At 47.8% G+C, this 21,202-nt stretch carries 20 protein-coding genes and 1 tRNA gene; 17 read left to right on the top strand and 4 right to left on the bottom strand.

The annotated features are described in order from the left end of the window. Window positions 1–42 precede the first annotated feature (42 nt). Complete coding sequence (locus Q399_RS0113745; protein ID WP_031569360.1) at window positions 43–741, top strand: hypothetical protein; 699 nt, start codon at window positions 43–45, stop codon at window positions 739–741. Window positions 742–812: 71 nt separating this feature from the next. Continuing rightward, window positions 813–2,816: a hypothetical protein gene (locus Q399_RS0113740; protein WP_157836311.1), complete on the top strand. Its 2,004-nt coding sequence runs from the start codon at window positions 813–815 to the stop codon at window positions 2,814–2,816. On the opposite strand, the gene Q399_RS0113735 is transcribed toward Q399_RS0113740, so the two are convergent. Next, window positions 2,785–3,252, bottom strand: a complete 468-nt coding sequence (locus Q399_RS0113735) for a hypothetical protein (protein ID WP_031569356.1) — start codon at window positions 3,250–3,252, stop codon at window positions 2,785–2,787. The genes Q399_RS0113740 and Q399_RS0113735 overlap by 32 nt on opposite strands. A 323-nt stretch (window positions 3,253–3,575) precedes the next feature. On the opposite strand from Q399_RS0113735, the gene Q399_RS0113725 reads away from it, so the two are divergent. Then, the gene (locus tag Q399_RS0113725; protein WP_031569352.1) at window positions 3,576–4,628 is read left to right on the top strand and encodes a CobW family GTP-binding protein; all 1,053 of its coding nucleotides are present in this window, start codon (window positions 3,576–3,578) and stop codon (window positions 4,626–4,628) included. 5 nt (window positions 4,629–4,633) lie between these two features. On the opposite strand, the gene Q399_RS21175 is transcribed toward Q399_RS0113725, so the two are convergent. Both Q399_RS21175 and Q399_RS0113715 read right to left on the bottom strand, forming a co-directional pair. Beyond that, the gene (locus Q399_RS21175) at window positions 4,634–4,984 is read right to left on the bottom strand and encodes a rhodanese-like domain-containing protein (protein ID WP_084164328.1); all 351 of its coding nucleotides are present in this window, start codon (window positions 4,982–4,984) and stop codon (window positions 4,634–4,636) included. Window positions 4,985–5,002: 18 nt separating this feature from the next. Continuing rightward, window positions 5,003–5,896: a hypothetical protein gene (locus tag Q399_RS0113715; RefSeq protein WP_031569348.1), complete on the bottom strand. Its 894-nt coding sequence runs from the start codon at window positions 5,894–5,896 to the stop codon at window positions 5,003–5,005. Window positions 5,897–6,063: 167 nt separating this feature from the next. Between Q399_RS0113715 and Q399_RS0113710 the strand changes: the two genes are divergently transcribed. From Q399_RS0113710 to Q399_RS0113675, 7 genes are all read left to right on the top strand, one after another. Continuing rightward, entirely contained in the window at window positions 6,064–8,001 is a 1,938-nt protein-coding gene (locus Q399_RS0113710) for a methyl-accepting chemotaxis protein (protein WP_031569347.1), read from the top strand. A 147-nt stretch (window positions 8,002–8,148) separates the two neighbouring features. Further along, a tRNA-Arg gene (locus Q399_RS0113700) sits at window positions 8,149–8,225 on the top strand. A gap of 309 nt (window positions 8,226–8,534) precedes the next feature. After that, a complete protein-coding gene (locus Q399_RS0113695) occupies window positions 8,535–10,265 on the top strand; it encodes an SNIPE associated domain-containing protein (protein ID WP_084164327.1) in 1,731 nt (576 codons plus the stop codon). Window positions 10,266–10,704: 439 nt separating this feature from the next. After that, entirely contained in the window at window positions 10,705–12,825 is a 2,121-nt protein-coding gene (locus Q399_RS0113690) for a tetratricopeptide repeat protein (RefSeq protein ID WP_157836310.1), read from the top strand. A gap of 89 nt (window positions 12,826–12,914) precedes the next feature. Next, window positions 12,915–13,907, top strand: coding sequence for a DUF3644 domain-containing protein (locus tag Q399_RS0113685; RefSeq protein WP_031569339.1), 993 nt, complete (start codon window positions 12,915–12,917; stop codon window positions 13,905–13,907). A gap of 62 nt (window positions 13,908–13,969) precedes the next feature. Beyond that, window positions 13,970–14,668, top strand: coding sequence for a phospholipase D-like domain-containing protein (locus Q399_RS0113680; RefSeq protein ID WP_031569337.1), 699 nt, complete (start codon window positions 13,970–13,972; stop codon window positions 14,666–14,668). 69 nt (window positions 14,669–14,737) lie between these two features. Continuing rightward, window positions 14,738–15,268: a DUF6680 family protein gene (locus Q399_RS0113675; protein ID WP_031569336.1), complete on the top strand. Its 531-nt coding sequence runs from the start codon at window positions 14,738–14,740 to the stop codon at window positions 15,266–15,268. Between the two features lie 222 nt (window positions 15,269–15,490). Here the strand turns inward: Q399_RS0113675 and Q399_RS0113670 are convergent, their stop codons facing one another. Further along, the gene (locus tag Q399_RS0113670; RefSeq protein WP_031569333.1) at window positions 15,491–15,688 is read right to left on the bottom strand and encodes a helix-turn-helix domain-containing protein; all 198 of its coding nucleotides are present in this window, start codon (window positions 15,686–15,688) and stop codon (window positions 15,491–15,493) included. 149 nt (window positions 15,689–15,837) lie between these two features. Here Q399_RS0113670 and Q399_RS0113665 point away from each other — a divergent pair, with 149 nt between their 5' ends. The 7 genes from Q399_RS0113665 to Q399_RS0113635 all read left to right on the top strand — a co-directional run bounded on the left by Q399_RS0113665 (window position 15,838) and on the right by Q399_RS0113635 (window position 21,156). Beyond that, window positions 15,838–16,074, top strand: coding sequence for a hypothetical protein (locus tag Q399_RS0113665; RefSeq protein ID WP_031569332.1), 237 nt, complete (start codon window positions 15,838–15,840; stop codon window positions 16,072–16,074). Beyond that, the gene (locus Q399_RS0113660; RefSeq protein ID WP_031569331.1) at window positions 16,067–17,242 is read left to right on the top strand and encodes a site-specific integrase; all 1,176 of its coding nucleotides are present in this window, start codon (window positions 16,067–16,069) and stop codon (window positions 17,240–17,242) included. Before Q399_RS0113665 ends, Q399_RS0113660 begins: the two co-directional genes overlap by 8 nt. Further along, a complete protein-coding gene (locus Q399_RS0113655; RefSeq protein ID WP_031569329.1) occupies window positions 17,242–17,544 on the top strand; it encodes a hypothetical protein in 303 nt (100 codons plus the stop codon). The genes Q399_RS0113660 and Q399_RS0113655 overlap by 1 nt, the downstream gene beginning before the upstream one ends. Then, on the top strand, window positions 17,541–18,065 hold the full coding sequence (locus tag Q399_RS0113650; protein WP_031569327.1) for a hypothetical protein: 525 nt from the start codon (window positions 17,541–17,543) through the stop codon (window positions 18,063–18,065). Before Q399_RS0113655 ends, Q399_RS0113650 begins: the two co-directional genes overlap by 4 nt. A gap of 17 nt (window positions 18,066–18,082) precedes the next feature. Then, a complete protein-coding gene (locus Q399_RS0113645) occupies window positions 18,083–18,448 on the top strand; it encodes a hypothetical protein (RefSeq protein WP_031569325.1) in 366 nt (121 codons plus the stop codon). 562 nt (window positions 18,449–19,010) lie between these two features. Further along, window positions 19,011–19,919 (top strand): hypothetical protein, encoded by a 909-nt coding sequence (locus Q399_RS0113640; RefSeq protein ID WP_031569323.1) that lies wholly within the window; start codon window positions 19,011–19,013, stop codon window positions 19,917–19,919. Between the two features lie 208 nt (window positions 19,920–20,127). Continuing rightward, window positions 20,128–21,156, top strand: coding sequence for a DUF6685 family protein (locus Q399_RS0113635; protein ID WP_051685992.1), 1,029 nt, complete (start codon window positions 20,128–20,130; stop codon window positions 21,154–21,156). Window positions 21,157–21,202: the final 46 nt, after the last annotated feature.

Below are 21,202 nucleotides of genomic sequence, written 5' to 3'. Positions count from 1 at the left end.
GTTGTTTCAGTGGAATAACAACAGATAAATCAGGGAGTTCAGATGCAAAAGCCAGTGGTTTTTATTGCCGGGGTGGTGGTTGGGGCTGCTGCCGTGTTGACCTTGTCAGCCTGGTGGGCGCCTGCTCCGGTGGTCATGACAGAAACTGCCTCACCTGCTGCGAATCAACCAGCTATTCAGCCTGACGTGGCAGGCGGCAAAGCCACACCAGCAACCACCTTGTCCGCAGTCCCTGAGCCTACAGTTGCTACAACTGTCAATCACGAAGTCATTGAATTCACCCCGGCACAGCTGGACGAACTGGCCGAACAGCGTCGGGAAAGACAAGAACGTGTTGATCGCAGCAATATGCATCTGCGTTATCCGGCTGCTTATGCCGGAAAATATGCAGCTTTTCAGGGCAATGAGTTTTATGCCAGCGCAGTCGAAAGCTTTGAAAGCGGTGAAATGACCAGTGATTGGGCCGAGAAAGCCCAGCAGGTGATCCAGCAATTTTTTGATCAGCGGCCGCAGGAATTTGCCGCCGTTCGGGTTGAATGTCGTGCAACTATGTGCCGGATCGAAGGTCAGGCCATGTCACTTGAAGCCTATGACCGGTATTTCGACAATCCGAGACATAACATTTGGCCGACACTGGGCATGAGTGCCTGGGGTGGGGGCCAGCACATGGTGCCAAATGACAGTTCAAATGCTTTTGTCTTTTTCAAATACAAAAATGACGATGATTTTAAGCAGAAGTAATGCGCCGACTCGCAGCTGGAGTTATGCAAACATTACGGCCTTTCCCGGATAAAACAAAGTAGATGTCACAGATGAAAAAGATATTTACCGCCTTGATAGTCGCGGTGCTGGCTGGATTGGGCTGGTTTTTGTCTCAGTCGGTGGTTGTCAGTTCTGCTGCAGGCCCTGCACCGGCAGCGAACGCACCTGCAGCAAAACAGGTCGGTGAGGAGAGCCCGGCAGCGACAGAGCCTGCACTCAATACGACGCAATTAAGCCCATACGCCATTTGTCCGGACACCGGGTCGCATGTTGTCGACAGCGAGAAAAGCCTTGCTGAACACCTGCTGCCTTTGCTGCAAGCCGGTAAAACACCCGCGGAGTTGCTGCAATACGATGTGACAGCAGCAATTTGGTACATGCAGTACGCAGAGAGTATCGCAGAGGCGATGCATATCATCGGCGCGACGGCTTTAGATATCCGCAAACCGAGCGTACTGGACGCATTGGCTGAACGAATCAAGCAAGAACTGAGCGACAACCCGGCCGATTTTGCCCGCTCGCTGGTTGCGGCTGATGATTTTCAGGTATTTGTACCGGTTGGGCTCGGTACATTAAATGGCAGCACACTGATTTCACCCTCGCTGCTGTTTTTGCAGCTCAGTCACAAAATTCCGGCACCTGAATTTCAACAACTCATCACCGGCAAAAGCTTTTCACCATTAGAGATTGCCGTGGCGATGCATTTACGTTTGCCTGAAACCCATCTGCTGCAACTGGTGGCGCAAGGCCGTGATTTGGCGAAGTTTCCTGTTGGTTATCATCATTATCAGAGCAGAACCCCGGTCTGGAACCTGGCGGATATTGCCGCCATGCTGTGGCAGCCGGCAGTGTTAAAGGCGCTGAAGCAGCAAGATGTAGTGCCAACTCGCTTAGAAGGAGTGGTGACCGGGCTCGATTTCGCGTTATTTACTGAGCCGCCCCGCCACTTAGATGCTGAGAAGAATCTTGATCTGCTACAGCAATTTAAACAAGCACAGCGCGACACAGTTACCTATTTACTGAACGAAGGTTATTGGGCGCATGGTTATCAAACCGCAGACGGTAGCTGGTTCTTTGGCAACAACTTTTTGAATGCCGGTCGGTTTCGTGCGGAAGACATTCTGGCGCTGTTGCCCGCCGGCCCGCCTGCAACGATGTTCCGCCGGGTCGAACTAAAGCCTCAGCCGGTGCCTGCAGGCACTGCGCTGGCAGACTGGGTTGCGAAACACATTCAGCGAAAAGCGCAAGGCAAACAGGCGAGGCAACAATGTCTGGCGCAGCAAAATCAGTTACTGACACAGGAAGCTTTGTTAAGCCGAGATGCCATTCAGGACCAAATCTTTTTATGGCGTGATGGTAAACCGCTGGACGAGCTGACGTTAGCGCCGTTACATCAGCGCGACCCGGCTTGGCTGGCGTGGCACTGGCAAATGGGCGGGGCGCGGCAACTGGATGTCGACGAGGCACTCAGAGACCAGTTGACAGATTTGTTACATGACCCGGTCGAGCTGATGGCGTTTTTGCAAAAAACTGAACTCGACAGTGGCACCACAGCATGGTTGTTGATGGAAGTGATGACGAAACCGGAATTGGTGCCGGCGTTTGAACAGCGCTTTGCCCCAAAAGCACCCGCGTATCTGTATCCAGGATATGGTTTTAAGCCTGAACAAGATTTGAAGGTACTACTGGAAGCTGGTTTTGACCTCGGCATCGAGGATCTCTATGGTCGCAACTTCTTTCACTGGGCCTTTCAGACATCGCCGGAAACTGTGCTGTTATTGCTAAATGAGGGCTTATCACCATTTGCCCAGGCCATGGGCCCGGATGCGCTGGATCTGGCGCTGGAACACAGTTATCTGCAACGCTATTTACATCCGGCCTTACCGCTCATTCTGTCGCAGCTGACTGACCCTGAACCCTCACATCTGGCAAGGCTGAAGCGCTTGCAGTTGTACCGGCCTGATTTGTATCAGTCCGTGCTGAAGCTCAAACCGGATTTACAACTGCCGCCAGAAACAATGCCTAATGAATTGTTGAGCCCGCCGCAGCTGTAAAGCCGCTGCCGACAATGCGATTCTGCTCTTGTGGCTGCGGGTCTGCCGCGCAGTGCAACAAAGCCTCGTGTAAATCGGCCTGCAGGTTCAGCAGGCTGGCGTAGAGCGGTGCCGGCAGTTTCGCTTGTTGCAGCGCGCAGCAGAACCAGCGCTGGGTTTGTTTCAGCAAAGCACGGCTGCGGCCTGGCTGGCCGGCGGCACGATGGCAATTGGCTAAGTTACGCACTGTGACGGCCAGGCAACAACTGGGTAAACAGAGCTCATCGTCCGGCAGCTGCTGCAAAGTGCCGGCTTCAGCCGCCGCGCCTAAAGTGCTTTCCAGCCAGACCGGCCAGACATCTGCCAGTGCCTGCTGATAACAATGCTGGGCCTGTGGCCAGTCTTGCGTGAAATACGCCTGATTACCCAGTTCCATCCAATATTGCCAAATCTGCATGCTGTCTCCTTGTGCTGCGTGTAATGCTTGTGCAGCAGCACTCAGCCGCTGACGACCTGAGTCGGAAACCACTGGCAATGCTGATTGACCAGCAGAAAAGTGGTGATCAGCGCGACTGTGCTGAGTGGCGCGATTTTTTTGCGAAGTTTCATCCGGTATTGCTCCGAAAACAGCGATAACTGCAGTATAACTAAATGCGAATAGTTATCAATAACAAAAATAGCTGAACCTGAGCAAAAAAATTGCTGCACGGGGCAGGGCAGTACTCTTAGTGTTTTGTGATATTATCACGCGAATTTGCTTGCCGCTGCCCTGGAGTTTTTATGCGCCATGAACGTATCCCGCTGATTTTATTAACTGGTTTTTTAGGCAGTGGCAAAACCACCTTGTTAAATCAGCTGGTGCAGTTACCGGAGTTCAGCCGCACTTTGGTTATCATCAACGAATTTGGTGAAACCAGCCTGGACCATCTGTTGGTCAGTAAAAGCAGCGATGAGCAAATTGTCGAGCTGTCGAGCGGTTGTATCTGCTGCACTATTCGCGGTGATTTGGCCAAAACCTTAAGTGATGCCACCTGGCGTTTTTCCCGCAACGGCGTGCGCCAGTTTGACCGGGTGGTGATTGAAACCACAGGTTTGGCAGAACCGACACCGATTCTGCAAATCATCAGCAATACGCCAAAACTGTATGACAGCTACCGGGTGCAAGGCACTGTCACTGTGGTCGATGCGGTCAATGGCGCGGGTACTTTGGCGACCCATCCCGAAGCGCAAAAACAGGTGGCGGTGGCGGATTTATTGCTGCTGAGCAAAACCGACCTTGCCACTGATGCCCAACAAGCCGCTACGCGCGAAGCGATGGCGGCACTGAACCCCACAGCGCCGGTTGAGCGGGTGCTGCAGGGCCAAACCCGGGTTGATGAGATTTTAGCGCTGGACCATGCTGAGCCGGTGCAATCGACGGCACCGCTGCACAGCTGGCTGCCGACAGATAAGCTCAGCTTTGCGCCGGTTAGCGGTAAACAAGGCTTGTTGCGGGCTGAGCAAACGAGCTCCGAGCCGGTGGATGTGAACCGCCACAACGACCGTATCCGCGCTTATTGTTATGTATTGGAACATCCGGTCACTGCGGCGCAAATCGACCAGTGGCTGGACGCCTTAATGCCGGAATTGGGGCCGCAGTTATTGCGCCTCAAAGCAATTCTTAATGTCGTGGGTTTTCCTGGCCCGCTGGTGGTGCACGCGGTGCAACATCTGCTGCATCCGGCTGGTCTTTTGACCGAATGGCCGGACGCCGACCGGCGCTGTAAGCTGGTATTTATCACCGACAATTTAAGCGCCGAAACTATCGAGCAAAGCCTGCAGTTTTTGCAGTAAACCGGCTATTTAATCCGGTTTTCCGCTTTTTCTGCCGCTGCTTTTAGCGCCTCATAACCGCCGGCGTTATGTACATTGGTAAACCCCAGCTTTTTCAACTCCGCTTCGGCGAGGCCAGAGCGCCGGCCGGAGCGGCAATACAGCTGGATCTCAGCATTTTTGTCCTGCGTCACAGCGCTAATTTTCGCTGCAATTTCGGTATGCGGAATATTCAGCGCATCTTTTAAATGGCCAGCCTGAAATTCTTCAGCGCTGCGCACATCTATCCAGATTTTATCTGCTGCTAAAGCCAGTGGCGCGGCAAACACCGCAAGGCCAAGCAGCGCTGCTCTGCACAACATATTGAACTGTTTCATTATCAGGCTCCGGTTATATTAGAAATTTGTGCCATACGTCTGATTGTACAGGGCTGTCAGCTCAGCGTGAAGCGCCGGCGCAAACCAGTGTAAATGCGCATCCAGATACGCCTGCTGCTGGCTGACTTTGCTGATGGTCTGGTCGAGGCTGGTCAGTAGCAACCGGCCTTGCGGTGTGTCTGAACAGATGATGTGGCCAGGCAACAGCGCGGGCGATTCCTGCAGCGCAAAACTTTGCACGGCAGGTGGCTTTGGCAACTGCGCCAGATAATGTTCGACCACATTGGGGTACTCAATCAGCAGGTCAATCCGGCCCAGGCTAAACATCTGCAGCAAACCGCCGGCGTTATCCGGCCCGCTACGGGAGAATAAATTGCGCTGATTAGCGGCTTGTTTCAGCAAAGAGTCGAGTTGGTTGCCATAACTGCGATCTGTGTTGAAACCGAGTTTAAAACGTTGATGCGCCGACAGTACCCGCTGCAGGCTGAGTGGTTTGCCGCTGCTTAGCTGCGCCAGCCAGGATCTGAGCCCGGATGATTGCAGCACATAAAGCCTGAGCCCCGGAAAAATCACCTGCGGCTGATGGCTGATCATCCCCCAGCTGCGCCGATCCGGCGACGCTAGCTTGTTGCCTACACAAACATTAGGCCTGTGTTGCAGCAGTTTCGCCGCCTGTGCGGTCGTCGCTTGCTGTCGGCTGATTTTAACCCCCGGTAACTGTGATTCCAGCAGCCGAAAGGTCGTTTCATTGATATCCAGCACCTGCAACGCCTGATTCGGTGCGTGCTCGGTTAGCCAGATGAGTTCAGGCGCGGTGCTGGCCTTTGCGGCTGCAGGCAGACCGAGGCAAAACCAGATAAAAAGCCGGAAATAAAAGGTTTGGCAGTGCATCAGGGAAGCGCCCGTGGTCATTGGACTTGCTCCACTATAACCAATGTCGCGATGTTTGCGAATGCAGCACGCTCGACCTTTTACAGGTGAATAAATCTCAGCTGTAGGTGTTTTGGTAACACATATACTGGCGAAGAAAAACCGGCCTGTTTATCCGGCCTGGCGCCATCATTCAGTAAGGAGCACTGATGAAACACCTGCTGCAAAACCTGCCGATGCATCGCAAGCTATTGTTATTATTGTTTTTCCCTTCCGTTTTACTACTGTGGTTTGCCACCCAGAGTTTATTGGCGCAGTGGCAGCAATATCAAAATGCCGTGCAGGTGCGTGCGGCGATCAGCGACCATCTGCTGCTGGGCCAGCTGGTGAATGCCCTGCAGGTTGAACGTGGCAGCAGCGGGATTTTTATCAGCAGCAAAGGCGCGCGATTTGGCGCTGAAGTAAAAAAAGCCCGCAATGGCAGCGACGAGCGGCTGGCTGCACTGACTGGCCTGCAGCGCGCTGAACTCAATGATCTGATGCAGGCATTGCCGGGCCTGCGCGTCCAGATTGATAGTTTCAACCTGGACGCGACGGCTGCGGCTGCCGCTTATACCAAACACATCAGCCAGTTACTGCAGCGCAATGACGCTGTGGTACAAACGCTGACCGATCTGACGCTGGCACGCCAGCTGGCAACGTTAAATGACTGGATTGAACTGATTGAGCGGGCTGGCCGTGAACGGGCGATGGTAAGCCTGGCCTTTAGCCAGGACCAGGCGGAGCCAGCACTCATTAGCCGGATCGCGCAGAATCAGGGCGCATTTTTGGTCTTCAGCAGCCGCCTACAACAAAGTGCCGACGACAAAGCCTTATTGCAGCAAGCCGACAGTGCCGAATATCTGGCATTGCAGCCACTGGTGCTGCAAAGCGCCAGCGGACAAAAGTTTGGTCAGGATGCTGCGAACTGGTTCAGCGTCGCCAGCAAACGGATGGCGATGTTGATCAGCCGCCAGCAGCAACTGATGCAGCAAATTGGCGACGCCGCCGCCTCGCAGCAAGCAGCCGCCCGGGGCAGTCTGTTGCAGGCGGCTATTTTGCTGTTACTGGCCGTGTTGGTAGTCGCCGGTTTCAGTCTGGCTATTCACCGCAATATTCAGCAGGCGATGCGGCAAATCCGCAGGCTGATGCAACAGCTCACTGGCCGCGACCTGACGGCGCGCAGCCAGTATCAGGGCCAGGACGAATTTGGCCAAATCGCTGCCGGCATGAACCAGCTCGCCGAAGAGCTCCAACAGGTGATGCGGGAGATTTACTTTGCTACGCAGCAGGTGGCGACTGCTGCCGAACAAGCTTCAGCTGTGACGCGCGAAACCAGCGCTGGCGTCGCTCAGCAGCAGCAAGACACTGAAATGGCCGCCACTGCGATGCATGAAATGAGCGCAACTGTGCATGATGTGGCACTCAGCACGGCGGCCGCCGCCGAGCAGGCGCAGGAAGTGCAGCAAAAAGCCGGTCAGGGCCAGCAACAGCTCAGCCAGACTATCACGCTGATCCAACAACTACGCGGGCAAGTGCAGCATACCAGCCAGGAGATTCTGGCGCTGAATGAACACAGCCAGACGATTACTCAGGTACTGGACGTGATCCGCGGTATTGCCGACCAAACCAATCTGCTGGCGCTAAACGCCGCTATCGAAGCCGCCCGCGCCGGCGAACAAGGCCGTGGTTTTGCCGTAGTCGCCGACGAAGTGCGCCATTTAGCGCAGCGCACCCAGCAATCGACGGTAGATATCCAAAAGATGATTGAGACGCTGCAGCAAGGCGCGGCAGCAGCCAATCAGGCGATGCAGCAAAGCTTGCAGCAAGCCGACCGGGGCGCCGCGGTGATCCAGACCACCGGCGAACTGCTGGCAGACGTAGTGCACGGCGTGGCAGCAATCAACGACAAAACGGTGCAAATCGCCTCAGCGGCCGAAGAGCAAAGCACTGTCGCCGAGCAGATTAACGAAAATATCACCCGTATCAGCGACATCTCGCAGCACACCAGTTCCGGTGCCGAAGAGACCGCCGTCACTGCCGCCGAACTGGCAAAACTGGCCGAGCAGTTACAGGCCATGATCAACCGCTTCCGCCTCGCGGCGTGAAGCGGCGCTGCCGGTGCTTGTCACACGGATATATCGGCGGTTGTTCAAATTTTGGCTAATCGATTGATAAATTTTAATAAAGCCGAAAAACCAACGATTTTGCGGCTGGACAAGCGCCAACAGGCACAATACAATGCCCACCGTCGCGCACCCGTAGCTCAGCTGGATAGAGCGCTGCCCTCCGGAGGCAGAGGTCTCAGGTTCGAATCCTGACGGGTGCGCCATATAAATCAACCACTTAGAGGCAACTCAAGTGGTTTTTTTATTTATTGTGCCTTAAATGTGCCGTGAATGTGCCAAATCTAAACCTACCAACGTTGAATCATCTAAATATTTTGACCTTTGCCTCGCTCTGACTGTTGACCTTTTGCGAGATGCATCCGCATTAACAAATCGCTGCTAATTCGACAGATGCAATCATGCGCTCTCGACCCTGACATCTTTGCTAAAGGCTGAAAAGTTCCGATTTACATGCTTGTACCAATAGACAAAAATTGCATAAAAAGGTACAAAAATACAAAAAGGAGTTTGCAATGGATAATGCGCAGTTTGGCGTTTTGGTGATCATCGGTCTTTGCATCGGTTTTGTTTTGATCCTCCGGGCGATGTTCAAATGGAATTCTAAGCTAACAAAACAGGTTGCGGCACTGACTGCAGAAAGTGAAGAACTGCAGCGAGTTATTCAGGAACAAACAACCAGTGCCAACCAAGCACGCCAAATCATCAGCGAGCTTGAGACCAGAAACGAACAGCTCGCTGCTGAGATCCAATCACTAAGCCGTTTCAGCCATATTCGCGATACAACTCTGGAACTCGAACGTCTTACTGGGATCATCGCCCGCAACGACGAAGAAGCGAAAGAGCGGGTTCGCAAGCTCATGGCAGATGCCAATCGTGAGGCTGGCCTCATCACCGAAAAAGCCAATATTTACGCCGAAACGCTTAGGCGTGAAACCAACGCCGATGCCAAAGCAAAGCGGGAAAAACTGCAGGCAACCATTGATGAAGCCAATACTCAGGCAGCAGCTATTATCAGCAAAGCTCAGCAAAATGCTGAGGACATTGCTGGTGATGCTTATCGCGCATTGAAAGAGGCTGACCGGTTAGAAGCTGTTATAGAGGCGCTGAAAAACACCGTAAAAGGTTATGGTGACGCGCATCTGAAGCCAACTTATGGTCTGTTAGATGAGCTCGCAGAGATGTATGCCTTTAAGGATGCAGGGCAGGAGCTTAAGCGCGCTCGCGAGCGCACCAAACTGATGGTTACTTCTGCACGCGCGGCAGCTTGTGACTACGTTGAGAAAAACCGTGCTGAAACGGCCATTAACTTTGTGACCGATGCGTTTAACGGCAAGGTGGACTCCATTTTGTCCCGCTCAAAAACCGACAACTTCGGCAAACTGGAAGCAGAAATTCGCGATGCTTTTGCTTTGGTCAACCATAACGGCAAAGCATTTCGCAATGCACGTATCACTGAAGAATACCTAAAATCCCGTGTTGATGAACTGCATTGGTTAACCGCTGTGAACCTTATTCGTGAACAAGAAAAAGAAGAACAACGGCGGATCCGTGAACAAATCCGTGAAGAAGAAAAGGCCAGGCGTGAATACGAACGTGCCATCAAAGATACAGCAAAAGAAGAAGCGGCTATCCAAAAAGCGTTAGAAAAAATGCAGGCGCAACTGGAAAAAGCCAGTGAAGACCAACGGGCCGAATTTGAAGCGAAGCTAGCTGATTTGCAGCAAAAACTGATTGATGCCGAAACGAAAAATCAGCGCGCACTGTCGATGGCTCAGCAAACCAAAACTGGCCATGTGTACATTATTTCGAATCTCGGTTCCTTTGGCGAAAATGTTTATAAAGTCGGTATGACACGCCGCTTGGAACCATTAGATCGGGTTAAAGAGCTCGGTGATGCTAGCGTTCCATTCCCGTTTGATGTGCACGCGATGATTTGGAGCGAGGATGCCCCGGCACTGGAGCGCGACCTGCATCGTTACTTCCTGCGTGCCCAGTTAAATAAAGTGAACCCACGTAAAGAATTCTTCCGCCTGAGCATCAGCGACATTAAATCTCACATCGAAGAACGCGGCCACGAAGCAGCCTGGACTTTACAAGCCGAAGCCGCTGAATACCGGGAAACACTGGAAATCGAAAAACGGATAGCAGCAGATCCTGCAGTTGCAGCTGAGTGGACCCGGCACCAGATCGAGATGGATGCCGAGCAAGTTATTGATACTTTGGATGATGAAGATCTTGAGTGATATTTGGGGGATGGGTCTTTTCAATTGGCCGACGAGTACAATTGATACTGCCGAATCGTTGCTTTTCACTGAAAGCGGACCTTGCTGAGACCGCAACTGTAGTGGCTCTCGAAATTTTCGAGATGGTCCCACATTGTCCAAAGGCTAAAAATCCGAGCGCTATCCATGTCTATTTTGACTTGCTGGCCAGTTTGTAGTGCTCGATCCGACGAATACAAAGATGTTACATATATGCTGTAATTGCTTGGAGGGTTTGAACCTGCTTTGTTATTGTCGCCACAATGTGGTTGCCGGTAAAGCATTGATAGCGATTGATTTTTTCGCAAGCGCTGCAGGATATTAAAAAACTCAAAATGGCTGCCCCAGCTTAAGAGCGTGGCTATTAGTTGTAATTAAATTATTAAGTTTCAACCGCCATCAAATATAACGAAATTAATATATGACTGAAAAATATGTTACTAGAGTTTCTTTTGAAATTGATTTAAGAAACCAAAGAATGATTGGAGCGTCTGATAGCGATGCTGAAAACGCTCAGGACATTGGAAGGAAGATTGCAGAGTCGATCACACGTTCTTTAGGCAATTTATCTTCTGATTGGATGTATCTGTTTGGTAATTCAATAGCACAGGACGATTACCAAAAAGCCTATGATATATTTGACGAAAATAGGTGGAAGTTACAGTTTTCAGCTAATGTTGAAGTGCTCGATCGATTGAGAAGCATGGATGTATCAAAAATTAGTAGAGACTCTAGAAAAGATTATCTAATATTTTTGATTGGACTTTCTTCACATTTAGGTAAAAGAGAAAAATCTCTTAATGATATAGAAAGTCTACTTCATGAATATGAAGAGGAGTTAGATCCTATTCTTGTTCAGAATTTACTGTTGGAAAAGGCCAATATTGCTGCTATTAATGGCCTTATAAATAAAGCATCGCTCATATACAAACAAGTAATTTCATCTAGTGATAGTGATTCAGGAACCATTGCGTGGGCCTACCAAGGATTATCTAAAATCGCTGAAAACGTACAAGATGAAATTAGATATGCAGAAAAGGCTGCTGATAAACATTTAGAAGCTGGATCAAGAGATGAAGCGGTTAAAAACCTGATCAGAGTCTCGGATATTGAGTCAGCGGACAACCCTAAATTGGCGATCCAATTGATCGATAGGTGTATTGATTTATTCGAGTCGGAAAAATTAATAGATAGAGAATTATTGGCTTCGTTAAAACATAAAAAAGCAGCGTACTTACAAAGAATAGGGCGAGTCACGGAGGCGCTCCCTTTTGCCGAAGAGTCTTGTATTTTGAGACGAGGACTGATTGGTAATGAGATTGAACTTCATGCAAGTCTTGTCTTGGCAGAGATTCTCGCAGCTGCCAATGGAGAGGAAGACAAATCAAGAGAATTAAAAGCAGAGTCTGTGATTCTGGCTGAGAAAATAGATGACGATAACTTTTTTTTAAGATGTGAAATAGGCGATATAATATCGAGATCTGGAGTTATTAATGAGGATTTATTAAATAAAATTATTTCATCAGGCGATAGCTCTATATTGTCAGCTGCCCTGCTGTATCAATCAACAAACAGCACTCTCAGTTTAGAGGAATCATTGGAATTACTTGATAGGTCTAGAAAAGAGATTGAGTATCATAATGACAAGGAAATGCTAGGTCTAATTTTCTTTGCTATAGCTGAAAAGTATCGTGTTGAAGGGCTAGTTGATGATGCTTTTATATATTACAAAAAATCGTTATCTATTAATAAATTTTATCATTCATCCGCACAAAATTGCGCTTCAATGTTGTTCTGCGAAAAGCGTTGGGAAGAGGCTGAAATATTCATTAGGGAAAGAATGGCTCTAGTAGGTGAACTCCCTGGAATATGTTTTGCTTATGCTCGTTGCCTCTATGAGAATAGTAACTACCAGCTAGCACTTAAGTATTTTAAAAAATCAGACCCGTCTACAGAAGGAATTGGTGACTATATATCTTTATGCTTAGAGTCTCTCCATGACTCGGATATAAATGCTAATGAGGAAGCAAGCATTGTTACTAAAAAGACGGTAACTGCCGAACAATTTTATTATGCCTTGGAAGAGTTTTCTAAATCTATAAGTTCAGATTCAAGAATGCATTTTTGGGAGATGGATAAAGAGTCAGGAAAGTACAAGTGGGTTAAAAATCCTGAAGAATTATCAAAACAGATGCTAATTACTTTTCTAAATGGAAAATTTGGCAAAGGTGAGATTGAAATCCTTCAAGAGCCTAGAGCTGGTGCAGGTTTTATTGATTTATACGTATTATTGCCCGGTGGTTTAAAAATTGTAATTGAATTAAAGATGTGTGGCTATGGATATAGCTCAACTTATGCACTTTCAGGGGAGAGTCAGATCATCCACTATCAAATCAATAAATCCACAAAACTTGGTTATCTTGTTGTATTTGATGCTCGAGAAAGAGATTACGGAAAGCATTTTAAAAAGCTGCAGATGATGAATGAACATACAATTTACACTACTGCTATAGATATGCGGCCGGAAATCGTTAAGAAGTGAAATTTTATAAAGCGCTGCTCTCGGACAAATTTTACGCAGCACACCAAATTTTCCGAAGATCGCGGCATTAACTTACCCGAGGGAGCTTCATGAAGTCACGATCTCGATTAATGCTTGAAAAATCTATCGCGGCAATACTGTCCGCAATTGAGATATACAATAAACCCGACTTCAAATATCGAGAGGAGACTTTCTCTGTTTTGTGCATTAACTCTTGGGAGTTGCTGTTAAAAGCAAAAGTACTTAACTTGGCCAGTAATAAAGTTGCTTCGCTGTACGCAATGGAGTACAGGACACTAAAAAGCGGAAATAGGTCTAACGTAAAGAGGCCAAAGACCAATAGATCTGGGAACCCTCTTTCAATTAATCTCTTTGAAGCCTATAGAGTCGCTACCGATGATTATGGCGTTAAGATAGATAAAGCGGTATATGACAATTTGGTTGCGCTTACTGAAATTAGGGATAATTCAATACATTTTGTGAATGATGACTTGCTCTTGGCTCTGAAGATTCAAGAGCTAGGTAGTGCATCACTGCAAAACTACCTTCACCTTGTATCTAATTGGTTTGGTGATGTCCTATCAGGATATAATTTTTACTTAATGCCTCTGTCTTTCTTTCGAAACTTCAATGAAGCACCTGGCGTTTCATTGAACTCCAATGAACGTAAAGTTCTAGAGTACATAAAAAAATCTGAAGAGGGGTATGATGGCAACGGAGATGTTGGCGATTACAACTTGACTCTGAGAATTGATGTTAAATTCCAGAAAGTAAAGAGCACGTCTGGTTTACCTGTTCAGATCACTAATGACCCAGGTGCCACCGCAGTTTATCTATTGGAAGAGGATTTAACTGATAAGTATCCATGGGATTACGATATCCTTAGTACACGCTTGTCCAAGCGATATTCTGATTTCAAAATGAACCAAAAATATCACAGAATCAGAAAAAAACTGGAAGGAGAAAAGAAATTTGCGTACGAGCGGCTTCTAAACCCAAAGAATCCAAGTGGCGGGAAAAAAACATTTTATAACCCGAACATCCAAAAAGAGTTTGATAGACATTATACAAAGATAAGTTGACAAGGCATTGTAACGGACAAGCGGCTGAATACGGCGTTAGAGTTCTCAAAGGAAATTACAGCATGGAACCAGAAATAGTCTTAGCGCATTTGAGGGCTCTACTTGAAAGAGAGCCAAACCTAAAAGAGTACACACCTACCTCTAGAGAGCATCATACATGGTTAGGCCAAGCGCACGCTCTAATCGCTCGGTGGAGCAGCTCTGACGCGATTATGCTTCAAATATCATCACAAAATTTGACCTCGATACATACACGAGAAATGAATATAGGAACGATTTATGCAATTATTCATCGAGCAATAGCAGACCTAGAACTTAGGGTTCCTGCGAAAACTCAAAAAGAGTTTGGTGCTGGCGATGTGTACGACTTCTTCAAATCATTAAACAAAGTCGTTCAAAGTGCCGAAAAATCGATTTTCATTGTAGATCCTTATCTCGACAGCTCTGTTTTTGAGCATTACTTAAACTCCCGACAGAGCGAAGTGACAATTCGTTTGCTTACTTATAACAATGCAAACAGTCTGCTTCCAGCCAAAGACAAATATAATGCTCAGTATGGTAATGTCTTAGATGTTCGGAAGAGTAACAAACTGCATGACCGCGTCATATTTATTGATGGTTACGTTTGCTGGTTAATTGGCCAATCAATTAAAGATGCCGCAAAAGCCAAGCCTACATACTTGGTACCGTCTCCACCAGATATCGTTCCCGATAAACTGGATAGTTACAATGCAATATGGGATTCAGCTACAAAACTTTAACAATTACAAACAGGTACGATTTGCGATCCCTGTTGTGAATGTTAGTTTTACAAAAAAGGTTAACAAAATATGAGCCCACAAGAACTTGCAGAAGCGCAAGTACAAATCGCGAACCTTCAGCTTTGGATAACCGGGCTAGCGATATTTCTAGGCCCACTAGCAGGTGTGCTATTCACTCTTTGGTTTCAAGCGAGAAGAGAGAAAAATGCGGCTAAACAACAACTATTCATAACCCTAATGGGAGAGAGAAAGGGCTTAAAGATCTCTCCGGTTATGGCTAGCGCCTTAAATACAATAGATGTCGTTTACTCCGACTCGCAGCGAGTGAGGGGCCTTTGGCACAAGTACTATTCGCTTCTTGGGCAACCTCCGGGAGAGGAGAGAGGGCATACTTGGCTTGAGCTCCTGACAGCAATGGCGGAAGAACTGAATTACTCGCAACTTAAGCAAACAGATCTAGACAAGTTTTATGTTCCTCAAGGTCATGTTGATGAATTGGAGTTTCAGCGCAAAGCTGCCGAACATTGGGTACGTGTTCTTGAGAACACCGAGCGATTCTTGGTCGAACCACGAGATCAAGATAACAAGCAAAAAAACTAACAACTGGTTCCATACGACGTCGGCGCTAACGCGCCGCCGCGCCTGAACAGGAGCATCACATGCCCTAGTTCTCGAGAAATCGAATGTCCGCAAATAAGGCAAAGCTGACAGTCGTTTTTTGGCCTATCACTACTCACGCAGAGCTGAAGGTCAGATTAGCTTGGCAGCTATCCGCCAGACCATTAGGAGAGATACAAACAACTATCGTCAGCGGTCTGGCGCTCAAACCTTTTCAAACAAATCCTCAACTCGACAGTTAAACAGCTCGCAGAGTTTATCCATAGTTTCAAAGTCCACCCGCTGAGCGGTCTCTTTGTATAACAGCGTGATCGTATTGCGATTCAGTCCGGTCTCCCGCGCGACATCGACGATTTTCAGCTTGTGCTCGCCCATCAGTTTAGCTAAGTGGCATCTAATCAAAATTCACCTCAAACGACAAAATGCCATCTTAGATGGCAAAAAACTGTTGCAAATGTCATTTTGCGATGCTAAATTGCATTTGGAATGACATTTTAACTCTTTAAATGTGATTCTGTTATTTAGGATAACTCAATCGAGGAGTTTATACCATGGCAACAACGGCTACCTATCTGACGACCGAAGAATTGGCGTCATTGATTAAGTACGACGTGCGAACCATTCGTGAAACCCTGAAAGACAAGGTGTTGATGGAGGGCGTGCACTACATCCGGCCTTTTGGCGGCCGGAAAATACTGTTTATTTGGGATGCAATCGAGCGGGATATGGCCAAAGCGATCCCTGCAATGTTGATCCCGATGGCTAATGGAGGACGTGCTCATGGGTAGTATCAGAGTTCGTTCCGGTTCGCCGAATTTACTGCTTGATTTCACTTATCAAGGTGTGCGCTGCCGCGAGCAAACAGCGCTGCCGGATACACCGGCGAACCGCAAAACGCTGGCGAAGCTGATGCAGAAAATTGAAGCGGAGATCCTGCTTGGGACCTTTGTTTATCGCAACTACTTCCCAAACAGCAAGCTGGTCAGCAAGTTTGAAAAAATGGCCGTGCAGCAATTGGCTGTAAACGCGGCGGGTAAAGAGCCGAAGTTTTCCGAGTTTGCGGATATTTGGCTTGATGAAATGGCGGTGAGCTGGCGGCGTTCTTATCAGGAAACGATGGGCGTTTTGGTTGCCAATCGCATCAAGCCGTACTTTGGCAATAAGTTGATCAGCAGCATCACGAAAGCAGACATTCTCCAGTTTCGCGCCTCACTCGGCAAAGTACGTCGCGAAGATGGACAAGGGCTGTCAGCTGGTTATATCAACCGGAACATAAAAGTTCTTTTTATGATCCTCAATGAAGCCGCCGATCGCTATCAGTTTACTGCGCCTGAGCGTTTAAAACCACTGAAAACCCCGAAGTCGGATGTCGACCCCATGACGCTGGAAGAAGTGGAACTCTTCCTTGCGCATGTCGACGCCAAGTTCCGCAGCTACTACATAGTGCGGTTTTTCACAGGGATGCGTACTGCTGAGATTGACGGGCTGCAATGGCGTTATGTTGATTTTGATAACCGGCGGATTTTGGTGCGTGAAACCTGGGTGAAAGGGCGTTTCGAGTACACCAAAAATGATGGCAGCCAGCGTGAGATTGGTATGTCCGAGCCGGTGTATCAGGCGCTTCGTCGCCAGCTCGAGCAGACCGGTGGCAATAAGTTTGTCTTTGCCACCCGTAACGACACGCCGTTTAGCCACCGCAACATGACACAGCGCGTCTGGTACCCGACGCTGCAAGCCTGTGATTTGCGCCCGCGCACGCCTTATCAAACCAGGCATACCACCGCCACTTTATGGCTGGCGGCGGGGGAAAACCCTGAGTGGATAGCCCGGCAAATGGGGCATACCACTACCGAAATGTTGTTTCGGGTGTACAGCCGGTATGTGCCAAACCTGACCCGTCAGGATGGCTCAGCGGCAGACCGGTTATTCAAACGTTTTAGCGGAGGGGCGCAGTGATGATCCAGGTTGAACAAACACCGGCATTTAAACAGCAAGTATTGCAGCAAAGGCTGCACCGGCAGGTACAGCAGTTGGCAGGTTACCTGATGACCACCCTGTTTATTGACCCACATGGCCGGCAACTAGCCACGGTTATTACCCCGCTGACTAAGCAGGATAATACCGAGTTGGTGCTGAACTGGGTCCGGCAACAAGTTTGCTGTGTCAGCTGCTTGCAGGAAGTCGATTTTAAACAACTGCAGCGTGATTTTGTGCGCTGGTTACTCAACCACGATATTCCGGCAGGAGAGCTGCAATGAACGAACAACATGGTTTTTTCGGTATTTTTCAGGTTTGGTTGGGCAATTTTGTTACCGCTGACCATGGCTGGGAGGCAATGCAGCTTCGCAATGTGCCCCGCAAGCACCCGCGCTTTTTTTATCCATACACCAGGCTTGGGCAGCGTGGCTTGCAGCGGCTAAATACGCTGACTGAGCAGGCTTTTTGCCAAAAGCTCGCCCATATGGGCTGCATTCCAGCGTCTCTGTTACTGGGGTACAGCCTGACCCGGGAGTATGGTGACACTGGCCGGGTGATTTGCGAGGTCAGCGGTTATCAGTACCTATATTTTGGTATTGAAGGCATCCTGCAACACTACATCGAGCCCGGTTTTTACGAAGAAGTGCAGCTGTTTTTTGGTGACCAGCTGTTACTTGATGTCTGTTGGTATTTACTCAGAAGCTATGAGCCACTTGGGTTAGACCATGGCGACCATCCAGTGATGCAGTTCTGCCGGATGGTCACCAGCGAAAGCTGGAAAAATCCGCGGTTGGATTCGTGAGCCAGAGGAGGCCAGAGATGCAAACTTTAATACCGGTGCCGGCCTTTTCCGGCAAAAGTAACAACGAAATCGTACTGCTCGACCCGGCCCGGCTGGCGAGCTGGCATGGGGTTGATAAAACTCTGCCCAAGGTGATTTGTAAAACCGCCATTTATGGCAACCATGCGGCGGGTTGGAGCCTGTACTTACACGAAAACGGCTGTTACGAATGGCTGATTGGGTCGGATATTACCGGCAGCAGCAGCGGGGCACTGGATGTGATTGCGCTACTGGGCCACAACCTGTGCCTGATGCCCTGGCAAAAGCTGATATTTTGCAGTGAAGGGCAGGCGTGTACGGCGGTATCTTATATCCGGTTACCGGGACTGGCTGGGTTGAACTAACTGGTTGGATGGGCAGGAATCGTTAATATCTCTCAAGCCCTGGCTATAGCGCAGACAGCCGGGGCTTTTTATTGCAAAGTGTCATCCAAATTTACCACCACGCTCAGAGGCTATTTACTGCCGATTGCACTTTCAAATAGCCACCCGTTACAGCAATCACCCAGTTACTTGTTCGTCAGCTATGAGCATGATGCAGTCGTCCAGATCAGGCGTTCACGCAAGAAACGAATCTCTGCTTTACCTTATTTACGGCTGTTCTGTATTTCAAGAACTCCGCATATCACAGATCATCTAACAAGGCGGCACAGATTTAGTGTGCCACTGCATCGTAGTCAGTGATGTTTCCCAACTTGCAGAAAGACGAAATAAATCAGGTGAATTTCTGAAAATTGCAATTTGGCAGGGGACTTAAGACAATTTTCAACATCGATCATTTCAGATATTGACATTTGATTTCGCTCTGTTAGCCTAAATCTGGTCCTGAAGTAACCCACCAAGTGTATGGTTTACTCTTTCTAGCCCGTTGTTGCAGGACACAGCGGCTAACAAAAAGGGTGAACTCATGTCCAAAAATACGATCAACGAAATTGCAGATTTAGATAAACCACTTGAGCATTTAGCTCAGATGACAGAAAAAATTTGCCGAGAATGTTCTGTCACTACAGATAATGCAAAAAAATTAATTGCCAGTAAGTTTGGTATACCAACATGGTATCAGTTTGAGCGTCAACTCAATGCAACAATTCGACAGAGGGAGGGCGGGCGAGAGCTATTTAATCTTCTGAAAAAAATAGATGAATGTATTAGCCTAAGTAAGTTTGACAGAAACACATTATCTAATTGCAGTAAGCAACTTTTAGCTCTGAGCTTGCAAGACTGCATCGATTTGCCAACGCATTTCCAAGATCACCTCATCTCGCTCAACTACAGCGAATGGCATGACTATGCTGACGACACTGATGTCGATATTCATTTGGCTATCAACAACTGGGCGGAATACTCTAATTTTCGTTTTAGAGATACTTTAAGTGAACAATTAAATGAATTTGTTCGATTCAAAATAAATACCAGAAGCGTTTTCTCAAAAGGTGACTTATTGGATAAGCATAGCGGAATGCACACCTATGTCCGTTGTCATCCCGATGGTTCCAGTTTGACTTTAAGCGAGTTTTGGTGTCAAAAGTCGCCACATATAACTTTGTCGGATCACGAGAATTTTGTTAAGCAATCATTTCGAGTCATCGAAGACATTGTACAGAAACTGCCTGTAGACTTAGGGCTAATGGATGTCAGATTAGAATTTAAATCTGCTGACGGCGAACGTTTTTATCAGGACGTTTTTCTTAAGTCCAGGATTAGTCGCCTATTTCACAAGAAAAGACTTATTAGTTCGGGAGCTCATGATGGTGCAGTAGAATATCTGGAAATACAGATCGCTCTGTCCAGCTTGTATGAAAAAACACTGCTTTAGTAAATACATCAGAATAGCTTGAGAAATTGTTGGCAGCTCCACAAAGTGCTATGAGCGAATAACGGCTGTTTAGCTCTGGCTCTCTAAAAAACGAACCTCTGCTTTTCCCTAGTTAAGAACATTCGTTTTTTCGAGAACTCAGAAAATTAGCTCGGATCGGGTGGCCAAATTGAGTGAGCTACTACAACTAAACACAGGATAGTTATATATGAAAATAGAAGCAGGGAAGAATAAGATAAAATGGCACCACAAAATAATTCGTTGGCTATATAACAGAACTCCATATCTACAATCAGACAATTTGAATACGTTACAGTTAACGCCACCTAAATTCTACAAACCCAGCGTCGATGCAGGATTGCTATTTGACTGGCACTATGAACTTCATCGTTCATACCCACCTTATTTACCAAATGATCTGGCAGAAGCATTGAAAAAATTGGTTGTTACTGAGAAATACGAAATACCGAACTTTGATTTCTCGAATATAAGTAGTCTTTCACACTCAAAAAGTTTTGGTCCTTCACTTTACCCAGCAAGAATTAACGGTAGTTGGTTCGCGGATGCAGCATCTTGGGGCCAAGCTATGTACCCTTCGGATAACCTTTCGGGCTTAGATGATAGCGATTGGGAGCAAAACATTTGGTATATAGAGAATCGCGAGGGTTTTTCGAAGAGCAGGCCTATTACCATCAATTATTTTGAGTGGCTAAATAGGTTTGTGGGGGTACAGTCAGGTGGATCTCACCATGCAGCTATGGTTCTTCACCAAATTAAAAATCAGAAACGAAGCTATACACGACATGCTGTTGTAACCAAGTATTCTCTGAATTCAGAGGAGCTTGCCAATCTTCTAGACAATTATTGCATGTTTGCCACTGCTGGAAAACTGCATGCCCCGAAGCTTTCAGACTCAGATGATGTGACGATAGATCAAGCAGTCTGTGAATATATATCTTTCAATGTTTACACCCTTGCAATACACCGCAGCGTAAACGGTGCAGTGATGTGTTTTATCCCCTACAAAGACTTAAAAATAGGTAATGATGTTTTCCAGCAATGGTATAAAAACCAAATAGCTAGGAAGACTATTATCCCGTTACTCGATTTAGTGGATAACACTTTGGAGTACTGTACGACCCCTTACATTCATGAAATCCATAGCTGTCATCTGGGTGATCCTAGAAGGACAAACGACAAAATAGCAAAGAGTATATCGCCAGTATCCTTTGACTAGACCGCTTTAATTTTCTGAAGTTAAGGCCAAATTAAGCATGCCAATT

The organism is Rheinheimera texasensis DSM 17496 (assembly GCF_000711985.1).
Taxonomy (GTDB): Bacteria; Pseudomonadota; Gammaproteobacteria; order Enterobacterales; family Alteromonadaceae; genus Pararheinheimera; species Pararheinheimera texasensis.
Note: the sequence above shows the minus strand (reverse complement) of the source record. Positions and strands in the feature narration are given on the sequence as shown.